The organism is Kribbella turkmenica (assembly GCF_004348725.1).
Taxonomy (GTDB): Bacteria; Actinomycetota; Actinomycetes; order Propionibacteriales; family Kribbellaceae; genus Kribbella; species Kribbella turkmenica.
The window spans coordinates 18,936-35,137 of sequence record NZ_SMKR01000068.1; the positions used below are offsets into that span (position 1 = coordinate 18,936).

General features: G+C 69.3%; 20 protein-coding genes. 11 read left to right on the forward strand and 9 right to left on the reverse strand.

The features are described from left to right. Positions 1–107: 107 nt before the first annotated feature. Entirely contained in the window at positions 108–1,583 is a 1,476-nt protein-coding gene (locus tag E1218_RS17115) for a hypothetical protein (protein ID WP_202866059.1), read from the forward strand. 68 nt (positions 1,584–1,651) lie between these two features. Then, entirely contained in the window at positions 1,652–2,200 is a 549-nt protein-coding gene (locus E1218_RS17120; RefSeq protein ID WP_132321250.1) for a DUF4240 domain-containing protein, read from the forward strand. On the opposite strand, the gene E1218_RS17125 is transcribed toward E1218_RS17120, so the two are convergent. The 3 genes from E1218_RS17125 to E1218_RS17135 are packed head-to-tail and all read right to left on the reverse strand — an operon-like array spanning position 2,201 to position 4,540. Further along, positions 2,201–2,884, reverse strand: a complete 684-nt coding sequence (locus tag E1218_RS17125) for a hypothetical protein (RefSeq protein WP_132321252.1) — start codon at positions 2,882–2,884, stop codon at positions 2,201–2,203. A 37-nt stretch (positions 2,885–2,921) separates the two neighbouring features. Continuing rightward, a complete protein-coding gene (locus E1218_RS17130) occupies positions 2,922–4,181 on the reverse strand; it encodes an RNA polymerase sigma factor (RefSeq protein ID WP_202866060.1) in 1,260 nt (419 codons plus the stop codon). Next, positions 4,178–4,540 (reverse strand): YciI family protein, encoded by a 363-nt coding sequence (locus E1218_RS17135; protein WP_132321254.1) that lies wholly within the window; start codon positions 4,538–4,540, stop codon positions 4,178–4,180. The genes E1218_RS17130 and E1218_RS17135 overlap by 4 nt, the downstream gene beginning before the upstream one ends. Before the next feature lie 294 nt (positions 4,541–4,834). On the opposite strand from E1218_RS17135, the gene E1218_RS36100 reads away from it, so the two are divergent. Both E1218_RS36100 and E1218_RS17140 read left to right on the forward strand, forming a co-directional pair. After that, a complete protein-coding gene (locus tag E1218_RS36100) occupies positions 4,835–4,990 on the forward strand; it encodes a DUF6131 family protein (protein ID WP_165949299.1) in 156 nt (51 codons plus the stop codon). Between the two features lie 74 nt (positions 4,991–5,064). Then, positions 5,065–5,376, forward strand: coding sequence for a YciI family protein (locus tag E1218_RS17140; RefSeq protein WP_132321256.1), 312 nt, complete (start codon positions 5,065–5,067; stop codon positions 5,374–5,376). Positions 5,377–5,428: 52 nt separating this feature from the next. On the opposite strand, the gene E1218_RS17145 is transcribed toward E1218_RS17140, so the two are convergent. From E1218_RS17145 to E1218_RS17150, 3 genes are read right to left on the reverse strand one after another with little or no spacing between them, the layout of a single operon-like run. Continuing rightward, positions 5,429–5,866: an enoyl-CoA hydratase/isomerase family protein gene (locus tag E1218_RS17145; protein WP_202866061.1), complete on the reverse strand. Its 438-nt coding sequence runs from the start codon at positions 5,864–5,866 to the stop codon at positions 5,429–5,431. Further along, positions 5,791–6,189 carry an enoyl-CoA hydratase/isomerase family protein gene (locus tag E1218_RS37775; protein ID WP_202866062.1) on the reverse strand — a complete coding sequence of 133 codons (399 nt, stop codon included), beginning with the start codon at positions 6,187–6,189 and terminating at the stop codon, positions 5,791–5,793. The genes E1218_RS17145 and E1218_RS37775 overlap by 76 nt, the downstream gene beginning before the upstream one ends. A gap of 26 nt (positions 6,190–6,215) precedes the next feature. Next, a complete protein-coding gene (locus tag E1218_RS17150; protein WP_132321258.1) occupies positions 6,216–6,734 on the reverse strand; it encodes an ester cyclase in 519 nt (172 codons plus the stop codon). Between the two features lie 54 nt (positions 6,735–6,788). On the opposite strand from E1218_RS17150, the gene E1218_RS17155 reads away from it, so the two are divergent. After that, positions 6,789–7,448 (forward strand): TetR/AcrR family transcriptional regulator, encoded by a 660-nt coding sequence (locus E1218_RS17155; protein ID WP_132321260.1) that lies wholly within the window; start codon positions 6,789–6,791, stop codon positions 7,446–7,448. Positions 7,449–7,667: 219 nt separating this feature from the next. Further along, a complete protein-coding gene (locus tag E1218_RS17160) occupies positions 7,668–8,588 on the forward strand; it encodes an SH3 domain-containing protein (RefSeq protein WP_132321262.1) in 921 nt (306 codons plus the stop codon). Positions 8,589–8,671: 83 nt separating this feature from the next. Here E1218_RS17160 and E1218_RS17165 read toward each other — a convergent pair whose 3' ends face one another. Beyond that, the gene (locus E1218_RS17165; RefSeq protein WP_132321264.1) at positions 8,672–9,940 is read right to left on the reverse strand and encodes an FAD-binding oxidoreductase; all 1,269 of its coding nucleotides are present in this window, start codon (positions 9,938–9,940) and stop codon (positions 8,672–8,674) included. Between the two features lie 85 nt (positions 9,941–10,025). Here E1218_RS17165 and E1218_RS17170 point away from each other — a divergent pair, with 85 nt between their 5' ends. Beyond that, positions 10,026–10,841 (forward strand): phosphotransferase family protein, encoded by an 816-nt coding sequence (locus E1218_RS17170; RefSeq protein WP_132321266.1) that lies wholly within the window; start codon positions 10,026–10,028, stop codon positions 10,839–10,841. Here E1218_RS17170 and sigJ read toward each other — a convergent pair. After that, a complete protein-coding gene (gene sigJ / locus E1218_RS17175; protein ID WP_132321268.1) occupies positions 10,789–11,667 on the reverse strand; it encodes an RNA polymerase sigma factor SigJ in 879 nt (292 codons plus the stop codon). The genes E1218_RS17170 and sigJ overlap by 53 nt on opposite strands. 91 nt (positions 11,668–11,758) lie before the next feature. Here sigJ and E1218_RS17180 point away from each other — a divergent pair, with 91 nt between their 5' ends. The 4 genes from E1218_RS17180 to E1218_RS17195 all read left to right on the forward strand — a co-directional run bounded on the left by E1218_RS17180 (position 11,759) and on the right by E1218_RS17195 (position 15,547). Further along, on the forward strand, positions 11,759–12,553 hold the full coding sequence (locus E1218_RS17180; protein ID WP_132321270.1) for a glycoside hydrolase family 16 protein: 795 nt from the start codon (positions 11,759–11,761) through the stop codon (positions 12,551–12,553). Between the two features lie 147 nt (positions 12,554–12,700). Continuing rightward, positions 12,701–13,747, forward strand: coding sequence for an anthranilate phosphoribosyltransferase (gene trpD, locus E1218_RS17185; protein WP_233712281.1), 1,047 nt, complete (start codon positions 12,701–12,703; stop codon positions 13,745–13,747). Beyond that, positions 13,747–14,700, forward strand: a complete 954-nt coding sequence (locus E1218_RS17190; RefSeq protein WP_132321273.1) for a sigma-70 family RNA polymerase sigma factor — start codon at positions 13,747–13,749, stop codon at positions 14,698–14,700. Before trpD ends, E1218_RS17190 begins: the two co-directional genes overlap by 1 nt. A gap of 73 nt (positions 14,701–14,773) precedes the next feature. After that, complete coding sequence (locus E1218_RS17195) at positions 14,774–15,547, forward strand: nuclear transport factor 2 family protein (protein ID WP_132321275.1); 774 nt, start codon at positions 14,774–14,776, stop codon at positions 15,545–15,547. Here E1218_RS17195 and E1218_RS17200 read toward each other — a convergent pair. Continuing rightward, positions 15,536–16,202 (reverse strand): alpha/beta fold hydrolase (locus E1218_RS17200; RefSeq protein WP_132321277.1); only part of this gene is annotated, 667 nt, incomplete at its 5' end. The genes E1218_RS17195 and E1218_RS17200 overlap by 12 nt on opposite strands.

Sequence of the window (16,202 nt, forward strand, 5' to 3'; positions counted from 1 at the left end):
GACTCTTCACGTTGCGTGACGAGAGGCGTAGGGTGCCGTTTTCAACGGGCAATCACAGAAGTACGGGCCTTTGGGGGGTCTGCTGGGCAATGCCCGTGGGGGAAGAAATGGGAGAGGAAACCTGGCATCAGGCACGCCTGATACCGACTTCAGGGATCAACGGAGCCGACGAGCAAGAGCGGCGGGCAACATCAGCGCTGCTGGCGGTGATGTCATCCGTCCGTGAATTCGGCCGGGTACTGACCCAGCCACTGGGTGCACCCGCCGGGCCACTGGAGACGTATATCGAGGTGCCCTTCCAGCTGGGTGAGCGCCGTCTCTACCCGGATGGACTGGTCCGTGCTCGCCGGGGTCAGAAGCAGTGGACGGCTCTCGTCGAGGTGAAGACCGGAGTCAACGAGCTGAGCGCCGAACAACTCGAGGCCTATCTCGACATTGCGCGTGAACAGGACTTCGACGCCGTCATCACGATCTCGAACGAGATCCCGGCGGTTGCCGGGCTGCATCCGACCAAGGTCGACAAGCGCAAACTCAAACGAGTTGCCCTGCATCACTGGTCGTGGTCGATGGTGCTGGCCGAGGCTGTGCTGCAGAAGGAACATCGCGGCGTCGCCGACCAGGACCAGGCGTGGATTCTCGGTGAGCTGATCCGCTACCTCGAACATCCACGGTCAGGCGCGCTGCAGTTCGATGACATGGGTCGGTCATGGGTGACGACCAGGGAAGCTGTCGCCTCGGGAACGCTTCGAAATGGCGACAAGTGCGCACCGGAGGTGGCCGCCAGGTTCGACGCCCTACTCCGTTTCGTCAGCCTCCAGTTGGGTCGCAAACTCGGCGACGACGTGACGCCGGCGTTGAGCCGGAAGGAACTCGCCGAACCTGCCTTGCGCTCACAGGCTCTGGTGCAGTCGATGTGCGCGAATGGAACCATGCAGGGTGCGATCAACATCCCGAACGCGGTCGGCTCGTTGGTCGTGACGGCAGACCTCCGGGCAAGCTTGGTCACTTGTCATGTCGACATCGCTGCGCCCCGGGAAGGACGGCCCACGACCCGAGTCAACTGGCTTGTCCGGCAACTGCGTCACGCGCCGGACACGGCGCGGATCGAGGCATTCGCCATGCATGCGCGCGGCGCGGGTACGGCGGAACTCCTACGCGTCGTTCGTGAACAGCCAACGGTGCTGATCGAGGATCCGAAGAAGGAACTCCGTGCCTTCCGCGTCGCCATGGGAATGCCGCTCGGCACCAAGCGCGGCCGCGGCCGGGGATCTTTCATCGAATCCATCGAGAATGCGATCAATGCCTTCTACGGCAATATCGTTCAGGATCTGCGCGCGTGGACCGCCACCCCGCCCCGTCTTCGCGAAGCGCCGGTTCAGCCCGAGGAGCCGGCCGCGCTGACGTCGACGGCATTGTCGTCGCAAGACGGTGTTGAGTCCGGCGAGCCCGCGGTCCGCCTGACGGCCGAAGGGGAAGGCAGACCGGCGCAGGTCTTGACCAGCGTCAGTCCCGATCCGGCGCAATCCGGCATCGACGGCGCGCCTGTTCCCGAGCCTGACGTCCGGCCGACCAGCCTCGGGTGACGATTCAACTCAAGATCACCTCGATTCAGCGCTCCACAGTCGGGTATGGCTGGTGAGACGCTGTGGGGGTGGACAGGGACGGGTTCTGGGGATTGGTCGAGGATGCGCGTGGTGGGGTGGACGACACCGTCGCGGATCCGGACGGGGTAGCGGACGCGCTGACCAAGCTGCTGGGTGGGCTGGAGGCCGAGGAGATCGCGGGGTTCGGGGTCGAGCTCGCGCGGTTGCAGGTCGAGTCGTACCGGTGGGACGTGTGGGCGGCGGCGTACCTGATCAACTCGGGGGCCTCGGAGGACGGGTTCGACTCGTTCCGGGGCTGGTTGGTCGCGCAGGGCCGGGAGGTCTGGGAGGCGGCGCTGGCCGACCCGGACTCGCTGGCCGATGTGGTCGACGAGGACCGGCCGGAAGGCTTCGAGGGGTTCGACGGCGAGGGGCTGCTGCATGTCGGCAGCCACGCGTACAAGAACGTCACCGGCGACGAGGCGGCGTACTGGAAGGCGGTCGACGCCGAGGCGCCGGACACGCCGGACCTGCCGGCCGGACAGGAGATCGACTTCGACGACGAGGACGACCTGCACGCCCGTCTGCCCCGGCTGGCCGCGCTCTACCTGGACTGACTAACCCGGTTCGCCGCTGAGGCGCTCGATGGCGGCGCGCAGCCGGCGGCGCCAGGCCGGCTGCCCCGTCTCCTCGTCGGCGGCGGCCAGGCTGACCAGGTGCTGCGCCATCTCGAAGCCCTCCGCGGACCGCGACTCCAGATCGGTCACCGCGGGCTGGTCGTTCGCCGCGGACTGGGGTTCGTCGTGGTCGAGCTCGATCCGCCGGGTGGTCCAGCCGAACCCGTCCGGCACGAGCAGCTCCGGTATCAGCGACTCGTGGCTGAGCGACGCCAGGTCCTTGTCACCGTTGCCGATGCTGAAGATCGTCGTACCCCGGCGCCGTACGTCGCTGATCCGCTCCAGCAGCGTGTCCGCCGGGTCCTCCTCTGCCACCACCAGCAGCGACTCACCCCGGCCCGCGTCCCGTAGCCGGTCCAGGCCGATCGACAGGTGCGGCGGCGCGTCCGGTGGCGGCGCCCATCGGACGAGGGACGGCCGGACGTCCTCGATCCCGGCCCGGTGCAGCTCGTCGTCCAGGTGGGCGGTCAGGTGCCACGGCTCGTCGTCGGGGGGCCCGAACAGCATCAGGCCGCCGGTCCGCGTGGTGAACCTGCGAAGCGAGTGGGCGAACTCCGTCGTCCGGCTGCCGAGCTCGGTGCCGGTCAGCATCTCGCGGAGGAGGGACGCTCTGGTGAGATCCACGACTCAAACCTGACACACCTCCGGGGCGCACCGCGACTCAGGCCAGCCGGTCCGCCTTTGACTGGAGGTAGTCGCGCTCCGGCGCACTCGTCGTCCGGCGGGCCGCCAGCAGATAGCTCTCACGTGCCGCGGCGGTGTCGCCCGACATCTCGAGGAGATGGGCTCGTACGGCCTCCAGACGGTGGTGACCGGCCACCCGGTCGTCGGACTCGAGCGGCTCGAGTACGGCGAGGCCCTCCTTCGGACCGGTTGCCATGGCCACCGCGACGGCGTGGTTGAGCTTCACCATCGGGTTGTCGACCATCTGCTCGAGTACGTCGTACAACGCGACGATCTGACGCCAGTCCGTGGCCTCGGCCCGCTCGGCCGTGTCATGGACGGCGGCGATCGCGGCCTGGACCTGGTATGGCCCCAGCTGCGTCCGGGACAGCGCATCGGAAACCAGCGCCTCACCCTCGACGATGGTGTCCTTGTTCCACTTGGACCGGTCCTGCTCGGCCAGCGGGATCAGTGCGCCGTCGGGACCGGTACGTGCGGGCCGTCGGGCGTCCGTGAGCAGCATGAGCGCCAGCAGCCCGGCCACTTCGCCGTCGTCAGGCAAGAGCCGGCGCACGCCCCGCACGAGCCGGATCGCCTCGGTGGTGAGCTCCGCACTGTGCAGCGACGTACCGGACGAGGCTGTGTAGCCCTCGTTGAAGATCAGGTAGAGGACGTGCAGGACGGCACCCATCCGCTCGTCCCGCTCGGCCTCGGGCGGCAGCTCGAACGTGCTGCCCGCCTGCTTGATACTGCGCTTGGCCCGGCTGATCCGCTGCGCCATCGTTGCCTCCGGCACCAGGAACGCGGCCGCGATCTGGGCGGTGGTGAGACCGCCGACCGCGCGCAGCGTGAGCGCGATCTGCGAGGCCGGCGACAACGCCGGATGGCAGCACAGGAAGAGCAGCGTCAGCGTGTCGTCCCGGCCGCCGGGGTCGTCGAAGTCGGGACCTGACGCAACGGATTCTTCAGGTGCGGCGAGCTGGGCGGCGTTCTCCTCGCGCCGGCGCCGAGCGGACTCGCTGCGGAGCAGGTCGGTCAGCCGGCGCGACCCGACGCGAATCAACCAACCGCGCGGGTTGTCCGGCACTCCCTCGTCCGGCCACTGCTGGGCGGCCGCGAGCAGCGCCTCCTGGACCGCTTCCTCGGCCAGGTCGAAGTGCCCGTAGTGCCGGACCAGCGCACTGAGCACCTGCGGCGCCTGCTCGCGCAGCAACAGCTCCAGGTCGCTGCTCGCACCTCCACCTCGCCGCGCGGTCACATCTCCAGCCCGGACGTGTCCATCACCGGCCGCACCTCGACCGCGACGTACTTCGCGTCCGGCATCCGGGCCGCGTAGCCGATCGCCTGGTCGATGTCGTCGCACTCGACCAGGTAGAACCCGGCCAGGTGCTCCTTGGCCTCGGCGTACGGTCCGTCGGTGGTCCTGGTGGTGTCGTCGCGGACCGAGACCGTGCGGCTGGTGATCGGGTCGGCCAGTCCGGCCGCACTGACCAGGTGGCCCTGCTCGCTCAGCTCGCGACTCAGATCTTCATGGGCCCGGGCCAGGCCCTCGCGTTGCTCGGCGGACAGGCTCGCCCAGCTGTCGGGGTTGCTGTAGATCAGCAGCACGTACTTCACAGGCACCATCCTGACGCTCGGGGAGGCCGCTGTGACCCCCATTCACCCGGTACGTCGGACCGAGTGCCCGGTTTTCGACAGGAATGTCGAGGTGGTCCGGCACGGGGTGCGACCAACGGCGTCGGCCTCGAGGGCCGGACTGCTGCTCAGCCGCAAGCCCACTGTCGACCAGAAGTCGCCGTCAGTTGCCGCCGCATGAGTCAAACACTTGTTGGAGGTTTGGCTTCTCCGGAGTGGGCACCAGATTCGTGTGGTCGCCATCCCCGCCCGGCGGCCCCTTGAGAAGGAGGCTCCATGCTCATCCTCGGACTGATCCTGTTGGTCCTGGGTCTCGTGCTGAACATCTCGATCCTGTGGACGCTCGGCATCATCATCCTGATCGTCGGCGCCGTACTGTTCCTGCTCGGCTCCACCGGCCGCGCCGTCGGCGGACGACGGCACTGGTACTGATCGCCGGACGACCTCGGAACCCCGCGGACGCTGTCCGCGGGGTTCTGTCCGTCCGCACCGCTACCGTGAGCCCAATGAAGTACGTCGTGATGGTCTACGGGGCGGACGCCGCCCGCCGGTTGCCCGAGGTCAAGGCCGAGCTCGCCCCGACCGGCGAGCTGGTCAGTGCGGAGGAGCTCCGGCTCCCGAGCGAGGGCCGGATCGTCCGGATCCGGGACGGCGCGCAGATGGTCACCGCCGGCCCGTTCGTCCCGACCGACCACCAGGTGTCCGGCATCGTCCTGATCGACGTCGACGACGACGCCCGCGCGGAAGCCGTGGCGGCGCGCATCTCCGCCGTGGTCGGCGACCGGGTCGAACTGCGCGGAACGCTGATCAGCGCCTGAGGGAAAGCTCGGCGGTCGCTTCCCGGCGAACGCCGCGATCCCGTCGGCCAGCTCACCGGTCGCGATCGTCTCCTGGTACCACCGGAACGCGAGCGCGTCCGCGTCGGTGCCGCAGCAGCGCGTTCACCGACTCCTTGGCCGAGCGGATCGTCAGCTGCGAGCGCGACACCAGCGTCGCTGCGAAGGCCGCGACCGCGGCCTCCAGCCCGGCCGGCGCGACCACCCGGTCCACCAGGCCTTCGAGCTCGGCCTGGGTGGCGGCGAGCAGCTCACCGCTGAACAGCAGGTAGTTCGCCGTCGCCGGGCCGACCAGGTCGAGCAGCACCTTGATCGCGGCCGGCGGGTAGACGACTCCGATCGGGGCCGGCGTCACCCCGAACGTTGCGTCGTCCGCCGCGAACCGGAAGTCGCAGTTCACCGCGATCTCCAGACCGCCGCCGATGCATTGCCCGCGGACGACGGCGATCGTCGGCTTCGGGAACTCGCGCAACTCGGCCTGCGCCGCAGGCTGGACGCCGGCAGCTCGGCCATCGGGTCGGCCGGGTCGGCGCCGGAGACGAGGTCCCCGATGTCCGCGCCGGCCGAGAAGCTCGGCCGGGCACCGGTCATCAGCAGCACCTTGACCGCGTCGTCCGCGGCCAGCTCCGCCAGCAACCCGGGCAGCACCTCCCACATCGACCGTGTCAGCGCGTTCCGCTTCTCGACCTTGTCGATCACCAGCCGGGCCACCGCCCCGCGCTCGACCCGGAAACTTAGCTCGTCCACGCCCGCAGTCAGCCAGTCGGCGGCCCCGTGCGCCGCCGACTGGATCACATCTACGCTGCCCGCTCGAACCACATCTAGGCGGCCCGCCTGACCCGCGACTTCGCCCTGGCCATCCGGAACAGGTACGCCGGAGTCGGCGGCACCCAGCCGAGCTGCTTGGCCTGGCCGAGGTCGTCACGGTTGGCCCAGTGCTCGATCAGCCGGCCGTCCTGGAGGCGCAGCCAGTGCGACTGGGTGATGGCGAAGGTCTTCCCGGTCGGCGGGAACACCGTGTCCACCCCCTGGCTGTCGTAGACCGCGAACGGCGCGACGTGCCGGCCGCTCATGGTCGAGTGGACGGCCACCAGGTTGCCGTCAGCAACGACGTGGTGGAACTCGTAGGCCAGCCCCTCGAACGCGGTCCGCAGCCACAGCGCGGTCGCGTAGAAGCCCGCGGGCCCGCCGACGCGGCACTCCGGCGGCTCGACGTCGCCCTCCCGGTTCACCGCGTCCGGGTGGATCAGCGCGTCGAAGTCGGCCCGGTCACCGTCGGCCATGATCCGGATGCAGCGCACCGCCAGCTCGCTCGCCGACACGCCTGCCGTGGTGTTCATCTCTCCCCTAAAATTCGATACAGTCAATCTGTATCTAAAACCATGGGACCGGTGATGGCAGAAGTCAAGAGGCAGTACGACGCGTCCGGCCGGCGCGCGCAGGCCCGCCGACGCCGGCGGGATGTGGTGGCCGCGGCCCGCGAACTGTTCGAGAGCGACGGCTTCCAGGCGACCACCATCACCGCGGTCGCCCGGCGCGCCGGCGTCTCGGCCGAGAGCATCTACAAGGGCTTCGGCACCAAGGCCGCGCTGGCCAAGGCGGTGTTCGACGTCGTCCTCGCCGGCGACGACGAGCCCGTCCCGATGGCCGAGCGCCCGGAAACCCGGGCGATCCGGGCCGAGCCCGACGTCCGCCGGAAGATTGCGCTGTACGTCGACGGCCTCGTCCGCCGGCAGGAGCGGTCGGCGCGGGTCCAGATCATGATCCGCGACGGCCGGCACCACGACGAGACCCTGCGGGAGACCTGGGAGACCCTGCTGACCGAGCGGCTGGCCGGGATGACGATGTTCGCCCGCCACCTGGTCGAGTCCGGGCAGTTGCGGGCGGAGATCACCGTCGAGGAGGCCGCCGACGTGCTCTGGACCTGCATCGCGGTCGAGCTGTACGAGCTGCTGGTCCTGCAGCGCGGCTGGTCGCTCGAGCGGTACGGCACCTGGCTCACGCGGACGATCAGTGACTCGCTGTGCTCAAACAACAGCACGAAATTGGCCTAATCGTTTGATCTCGACTGGATAACATCCGGATAGCGGGCGGATTACGTCCGCTTTCCCCTTCGGATGTTCGTAATGCGTTAAGAGTGCGAGGCGATTGCGAACCTTTGCCGGATGTGTGTTTGACTCCTCCGGTCGATAACGGTTTGGTCTCGACAGATTGGATGGGCAGTGGCTGCAGGACGGCATAGACAGGCGCGGCACCGTCAACCGCGCCCGAAGGTGATCCAGCCCGGCATCGCGAAGGTGGCGATCCCCGGCGCGGCGGTGGCACTGGTGGCCACCGGCTCGGCAGCCGCACTTCCCGATCAAGAGGTCAAGCTCGACACCCCGATCGCCAGCTCGTCCCTGCAGCTGGCGCGCGAGGCGGCCATCAGCCGGGACGCTCTCCGTCCGCCGCTGAACCTCAGCACGCCGACCCCGAAGCCCAAGGCCGCGGCTCCGACGGCGAAGCACCTGAAGAAGCAGGCACCGATCCCGAAGCCCGCGGCCGCCAAGACCCGGGCCGCCGTCAAGGCCGCGACCCCGCCCAAGGTGGTCGGCTCGAAGTACACCACCACCGATCTGAACGTCTGGTCCGTGCCGGTCGTCGGCACCCTCCTGGACGTCGTCCCGAAGGGCACCAAGGTCTCCGTCACCGGCAAGGTCGACGGCATCTGGGCCGAGATCGTCCGCGACGGCAGGTCCCGGTGGGTCAAGGCGCGGTACCTCTCGGCCACCAAGCCGGTCGCGAAGACCGCCGCGAGCACCGCGGGCACCATCTCGCAGTCGGCCTGCAAGTCCGGTTCGGGCGTCGAGGACGGGCTGACCCAGGACGCGATCCGGGTCCACCGGGCGGTCTGCGCGAAGTTCCCGGACATCACGTCGTACGGCGGACTGCGGGCGGGTGACTCCGGCTCCGAGCACTCCACCGGGCGCGCGCTCGACATCATGGTGACCGGGTCGCGCGGCGACGAGATCGCCGACTGGCTGAGGGCGAACTACAAGAAGCTCGGGATCAGCGAGCTGATCTGGGAGCAGAAGATCTGGACCGTCCAGCGCGGCTCCGAGGGCTGGCGCGGGATGGAGGATCGCGGCGGCGCGACCGCCAACCACATGGACCACGTGCACGTGTCGGTCTACGGCAACGAAGGCACTGTCTAGGTCCTGCCTGATCGTCGGCCCTCCCGCTGACGCCCCGAGCGACCCCGTACCTCCGGAACCTGAGGGACGGGGTCGCCGGCGGTTCACGGCCTGATGTTGGCGTTCAGGTGGAAGACGTTCGCCGGGTCGTAGGCCCGCTTCACCTCGCGCAGCCGGCACAGGTCGGCCGGCGCGTACGCCGTGTCGGCGCGGTCCGGGTCACCGAGGAAGTTCACGAACGTCCGGCCGGAGTTCGGCAGGTGCGGCATCTCCCGGTCGACGATCAGCGAGTACGACGCCCCGCGGTGACCGACCGGACCGGCGCCGGGACCCGGGTTGGCCATCGCGCCGCCCCAGTGCCGGATCTCCACTGTCGGGGCGCTCTCGTCGGTGGTCAGTGCCTCGATCAGGGTGTCGGGCAGGTCGTCGAGGAAGTCCAGGTGCCGGGCCGGCGTCCCGCCCATCGCGGCGTCGGCGTACTCGATCGTCGCGAGCTCACCGGCCAGCCGGGGTCCGGCGACCTCGAGCAGCGGCTTCAGCAGGTGCTCGGCCACCTCGGCGTCGCCGGCGTGCATGACCTTGATCGCGACCGCGGGCCGGCCGTCGGCGAGTTTGGTGAGGACGACGGCGGTGCTCAGCTCGTTCGGGATCGTGGCGGTCCACTCGCGGTAGCGGCGGAGGATGCCGGCCGCCCGGTCGATGCCGTGGTACACGATGCCGGCGTGCACCTGGCGGACCGGGTACAGCCGGAACTCGAGTGAGGTGACCACGCCGAAGTTGCCCGTCCCGCCGCGGAGCGCCCAGAACAGGTCCGGATGCTGCTCGACGGTCGCGGTGACGAACCGGCCGTCGGCCGTGACGACCTCGGCGCGGATCACGCTGTCGGCCGCGAACCCGTACCGCCGGGCGAGCCAGCCGACCCCACCGCCGAGCGTGTAGCCGGTGACGCCGACGTCGCGGTGCGACCCCGACAGCGGTGCCAGGCCGAACTGCCGGGCCGCGTCGAGCACCGCGCCCCAGCGGGCGCCCGGGCCGACCTTGGCGATCCGGCGTTCCGGGTCGATCAGGACCGAGGCCATCGGCGTGGTCTTCAGGAGGATGCCGCCGTCGGCCGGGACCCGGGTGCCGTGACCGGTCGCCTGGACAGCGATCGGGAGCCCGTACGCCCGGGCGGTCCGGACGGCGGCCTGCACGTCGGTCCGCACCGACGCCTCGGCCACGACCAGCGGTCGCGCGTCCACTGTCGGGATCACGGACTTGCGCTGTACGTCGTACTCCGGGTCGCCCGGCCGCCGGACCGCACCGTTGAACCCGGCACCCAGCAGGCCCGCCACCACGTCACTCGCGACCGGTGCCACCGTCTGCGTCGTCACTGCTCACCACTCCCTTGGTCTCCGCTTCTACCGGTACGTCGAGCGAGCACGGCCGTTCTTGACACTCCCGCCAAACTTTTTCTGCATGAGCCCCACCCACGCGGTCACCGTCGACGGCCAAATCCTGACGAAGCGATACGTCACCTGGTTCCGAGACGAGCCCGCCCGCGAGTGGGCGGCCCTGCACCTGGTCTCCCGGCACGCGCCCGATCTCGTCCCCGTCCCGCTCGACCGGACCTGGGCCGACGGCGGCGTGTCGACGACGGGCATCGCTCGCCCAGCTGTTTCGATGACGGTCGTTCCGGGTGTTCCACTCAGCGGGTCGCTCTCTGCACCGCAGCTCGACGCCTTGGCCGATGCGCTCGAGGCTCTCTGGTCGATCCCGCCCGACGGCCTCCTCCCGATCGACCTGCCGGCTCTCGTCGATCGCGTCCACGTCGGCCTCAGCACGCTGCGGCGGGTGCCGGGTGTGATCGGGACGGCCGCCCGGGAGTGGCTGGAGACGGGGTACCAGCTGACCGACGTACCGGATCCGGTGGTAGCTCACGGGGATCCGAACCTGGAGAACTATCTCTGGGACGGCGGCCGGGTTCGCATCGTCGACTTCGAGGACGCCGGTCGCGGCGACCTGGCGGTCGAGCTGGCGAACCTGGTCGAGCACTTGTCCGGACGCAGTACCGACTGGAGCGGGTTCACCGACCGGTTCGCGGTCGATCCGGACCGGTTCCACACCGCGCGGTGCCTGTGGGCAGGGTTCTGGCTCACGCTGGTCGGTCCGGGCGGGCCGAGTGCCGCGCGGAACCCTCCCGGCACCGCGGAAGCCCAGGCCGGGAGGGTCTTGACGCTGCTCAGGCCGGGATCGGCAGCTGCTCCAGGCGGTCGACGTCCGCGAGGATGTTGATCTCGGTGATCTTGCCGTCGACAACCGTCAGGTCCATGACCCCCATCAGGCGGCCGTTGACGACAGTGGCCGTGCCGGGCAGGCCGTTGACCAGGGCAAGCTCGGTGTACGGCGACATCCGGCGGAACATCATCGCCTGCTCGACCACCGCCCGTGCACCGCGGATCACCTTCGACACCGCCGGACCGGCGAGCTCCACGGTTGCCGCACCCGCGTCGGCCCGAAGGACGACGTCCGGAGCGAGCAACTCGAGCAGCGCCTCGAAGTCACCACCGCGGGACGCGGCCAGGAACGCGTTGACGACCTCCCGCTGACGCCCCGGATCCCCGTCACCGGCCGGACGGCCCTGCACCCGCCGCCGCGCCCGGCTGGCCAGCTGCCGGGTCGCGGCCGGCGACTTGTTCACGATCGACGCGATCTCGTCGAAGCTCACCCCGAACATGTCGTGCAGCACGAACGCCAGTCGCTCCGCGGGGGCCAGCGTTTCCAGGACGACGAGCAGCGCGAGCCCGATCGCGTCCACCTGGACCGCCTGCTCCTCCGGCCCCGGTCCGCTGTCCTCGCGGGTCACGATCGGGTCAGGTACGAACTGCTCACGACGCGACTTGCGGCTGCGCAGCGTGTCCAGGCAGACCCGCGACACGACCGTGGTCAACCAGCCGCCGAGATTGCCGACGTCGCTGGTGTCCGACCGGCTCAGCCGCAGCCACGCCTCCTGCACCGCGTCCTCGGCCTCCGCGAGCGACCCGAGCATCCGGTACGCCACTGCCCGTAGGTGTCCACGGTGCTTCTCGAACTGCCGCGCTAGCTGGTCGTGCTCGTCCACTGGTCACAGTCTCCCGTCGTGCGCCGTCATCTCCCTGACGGACGGCGGCACCATGATGTGACAGCGGGAGGCCGTGCCCCATGATGGGGGCATGCCTGCGACCCGTCGCGATCTGGTCTTCGAGGACCACTTCGACGGCTCCACGCTGGACCTGTCCGCGTGGTCGCCGTACTACCTGCCGCAGTGGAGCTCGCGGCAGGCGTCAGCAGCGACGTACGCGGTGGGTGACTCGTGCCTGACACTCAGCATCCCGCCGGAGCAGGGTCTCTGGTGCCGCGGCGATCACAAGCCCGACCTGCGCGTCTCGGGGATCCAGTCCGGCAACTACTCCGGTCCGGTCGGGAGCACGGTCGGCCAGCAGCCGTACCGCGAAGGTCTGACGGTTCGCGAGGAGCAGGAGCCGTTCTGGGGCTGGACACCGTACGGCGGGTACGTCGAACTGCGCGCCCGGGCCGAGATCAGTCCGCGCTCGATGGTGTCGCTGTGGATGGTCGGGCTCGAGGACCAGCCCGACCGGTGTGGGGAGATCTGCGTGATGGAAGTCTTCGGCGACGCGATCGTCCCCGGCGAGTCGACCGCGGTCGGCATGGGCCTGAAGACCATCCGCGACCCGGCCGTGCCGCAAGACTTCGAGGCGGTGCCGCTGTCGATCGACCTGGCCGACTTCCACACCTATGCCGTCGAGTGGACCGGCAGCCAGGTCAGGTTCCTCGTGGACGGCACGCGAATCCGCAGTTGTCAGGGCGCTCCGGCGTACCCGGTGCAGCTTATGCTCGCGGTGTTCGACTTCCCCGGGCAGAGCGTCGGCGACGACGACCGGCTGGTGCCAACCTTTACCGTCGACCACATTCGTGGATGGAACGTTGCGGAGGAGCTCGTCGCCTGACTAAGGTCACTGCCATGTTCCTGTGCGCTGGTAGCTGGTGGGCCGTCGAGTAGACGGTCCTGCTTCCGCGTCAACACCCCGGCCGTCTCCTGCGAGGCGGCCGTCGTGATGTCTCCCCGCGGGCGGCCCAGCACCCCGAGGATGCCAATGGCAACAACACTCCGGACCTGGTCCGGGCTCATCTCCGCGCTCCTGGCCGGCTCCGACCTGACCGCCGCGGACACCGCCTGGGCGATGGACCAACTGGTTCTCGGTGAGGCGTCGCCGGCGCAGATCTCCGGCTTCCTGATCGCCCTGCGGGCCAAGGGTGAGACGGCCGAGGAGATCGCCGGTCTTGCCGCGGTACTGCGTTCGCACGCCACGCCGGTGCGGATCCGGGGACCGTTCGTGGACATCGCCGGGACGGGTGGCGACCGGACCGGTGCGGTGAACATCTCCACGATGGCCGCCGTGGTCGCGGCGTCGACGGGCGTGACTGTGGTGAAACACGGCGGACGTGCCGCATCATCGTCGGCCGGAGGCTCTGCCGACCTGGTCGAGCACTTGGGCGTACCACTCGACTTGTCGGCTGACGAGGCTGCGCGGGTGGCGGCCGAGGCTGGGCTGACCTATCTGTTCGCTCCACGCTTCAACCCGGCCCTGCGGAACGTGGCCGTCGTACGGCGTGAGTTGGCTGTGCCGACGGCGTTCAACGTGCTCGCACCGCTGGTCAATCCGTCCGATCCTCAGCACCAACTCGTGGGCGTGGCCAACCCGGCGATGCTGCCCGTGATCGCTCGCGCGTTGGCTGTGCAGGGCCGGTCTGCCCTGGTGGCCCGGGGTGATGACGGGCTCGACAAGCTGACGACTACTGGGGTGTCGCGGTTGTGGGTCGTTCACGACGGCACTGCCTCGGAGGTGGTGTTCGACCCGCGGTCGCTCGGCCTGCCTTCGGTGTCGCCGGCTGAGCTTCGGGGCGGTGATGCTGCCTTCAATGCGCGGGTGCTGCGCCGTCTGGTCGACGGCGAGCCCGGTCCGGTGCGGGACGTCGTACTGCTGAACGCTGCGGCCGCACTGGTCACGTTGGAGTTCGGAAGCGGAGTGCTGCTGAAGCAGTTCGCCGAGGCTCTGGAGCGGTGTCGGCAGGCTGTGGACAACGGCGACACCACGGCAACGCTGGAACGCTGGGCCGGTTACTCGCTAGCGTTCAGGTGATGCGTGAGCTGCTCGACGCCGCAAGAGGCGGTGATGACGACGCCTTCGGACAGCTGGTGGGTCCGTGGCGTGGAGAGTTGCATGCTCATTGCTACCGGATGCTCGGCTCCGACTCGGATGCGGACGACGCCGTCCAGGAGACGCTCCTCCGCGCCTGGAGTGGTCTCGACCGGTATGAGGACCACGGCTCCATCCGGGCCTGGCTCTACAAGATCGCCACGAACCGGTGCCTCACGCTGATCGACAGGCGCGGGAGGCGCGAGCTGCCGACGGACCTGGAGGCCACTTACGACGCCGAGTGGGTGGAGCCCTATCCGACGAGCCGGCTGGCGTGGACCGCGCAGCTCACCCCGGAGGCGCGAGTCGTCGCGCTCGAGTCTGTCGAGTTGGCGTTCGTCGCGTCGTTGCAGCACCTGTCCGCGCTACAACGTGCGGTACTGCTGCTGCGCGACGTACTGGCGTTCGCCGCTCGTGAGGTCGCGGAGTTGCTGGGGACATCGGTTGCCGCGGTGAACAGTGCGTTGCAACGGGCGCGCTCGGTCCTGAGCTCGCTGCGGCCGTCGCAGCAGCAGACACTACGGGACCTGGGGGAGTTGGCCGAGCGCGACCTGGTACGGCGATATATGGCCGCGTGGGAGAGCGGTGACGTCGACGCGATCGTGGCCATGCTGGCCGAGGACGCGAGGTACTCGATGCCGCCGCTGCTGCAGTGGTTCTCCGGGCGGGCGGGGATCCGGCGGTTCCTGCTGGACGGGCCGCTGCGCGAGAAGTGGCGGTTCCTGCCGACCCGGGCGAACGGGCAGTTGGCGTTCGGGACGTACCTGTGGGACGTCGACCGGTACGTCCCCGGCGGGCTCGACGTGATCCTCCTCCGCGGGTCGCAGATCGTCGAGATCGTGTCGTTCCTGGACGCGGACTTCGAGGCGTTCGGGCTGCCGGAGGAAGTTTTCTGACCGCTGCGATGAGTTTCGGCCGTCTGCCCGGGTTCTAGCTGTGACAAGTCCCTTCGCAGACGAGGACGGAACCATGACGAACGAGCAGGAAGTCCGCACGCTGATCGAGAACTGGGTCACCGCGGTGCACACCGGTGACCTGGACACGGTCCTGGCCGACCACGCGCCGGACATCGTGATGTTCGACGTACCGCCGCCGTACGAGGGTGTGCGCGGGGTGGACGCGTACCGCGATACCTGGCCGGGGTTCTTCGAGTGGCAGCGGTCGGGGGCGTCGTTCGAGCTGGAGTCGCTGGACGTGACCGCGGGTTCGGACGCCGCGTTCGCGTTCGCGTTGCTGCGCTGCGGTACGCCGGACGAGTTCGCGGCCAAGCCCGCGCAGCGGCTCCGGCTGACGATCGGCCTGCGCCGCGTCGACGGCCGCTGGACCGTGACGCACGAACACCATTCGTTCCCGCACGACGACGTACCCGCGGCTGTTGCGTCGGCCGACATCCAGGACCTGCTCACCCACTGGACCGACCGCACCGCCGCCCGCGACCTCGACGGGCTGATGGAAGGTATCGCCGAGGACGTCGTCTCCTACGAGCTCGACGGCGAGTACACCGGCAAGCCGGCCGTCCGCGAGGTCTGCAAATCCGGCCTGGAGGCCACCACCGACCCCATCTCCTTCACCATCACCGACCTCACCATCACCGCCTCCGGCGACCTGGCCATTGCCTGGGGCATCGACCACGTCAAGTCCACGACCACAGAAGACCGCTCCCGGTCAACCCGAGTCTTCCGCCGATCGAACACCACCTGGCACCTGATCCACCAACACGTGTCCCACCCCTCAAAGAGCTAGGCGCAGGACGGTTTCGGCGACCTGGTCCGGGCAGCGGAGGTTGGGGTGATGGTCGGCGCCTTCGAGCCAGATGAACTCCGCGTCGGGGATCCGGGCGGCGGTGGCGCCCGCGACGGCGGCGAGGATGGGGCGGTCCTGGTCGCCGACCATCACCACGGTTCGCGCCTGGATCTCGTGGAGCCGGTCGTAGACCGGCGGATCCTTGCGCAGGTAGGTTTCCTGGTCCAACCACGCCGGCACGGCGGCCTCCAGCTGAGCGACCGCGGCCTCGTCGGCACCGGCGCCCGCCCACAACCGCATCCCGAGCCGTATCAGCCCGTCCACGTCCCGAGCTTCCACGAGCGCCTCGAACTCCGCATCGAGCTCAGGCTCCTCGGGGAACGGGAATCCGCTCACCCCGGGACACAGCAGCACAAGCGCCCGTACCCGTCCCGGATCGTCCACCGCGAGCCGCAGCGCCGTGTCCCCACCCATGCTGCACCCGACCAGCACCACCTGCTCGAGCCCCAACTGATTCAGCACACTCACCAGATCCCCGACCGGCGAGAACTCGGTCGTCGGCGGCGAGGACCGTCCATACCCGCGTACGTCGTACCGCACCACTCGATGCCTCTCCACCAATCGAGGCATCACCGGATCCCACCCACGCGAATCC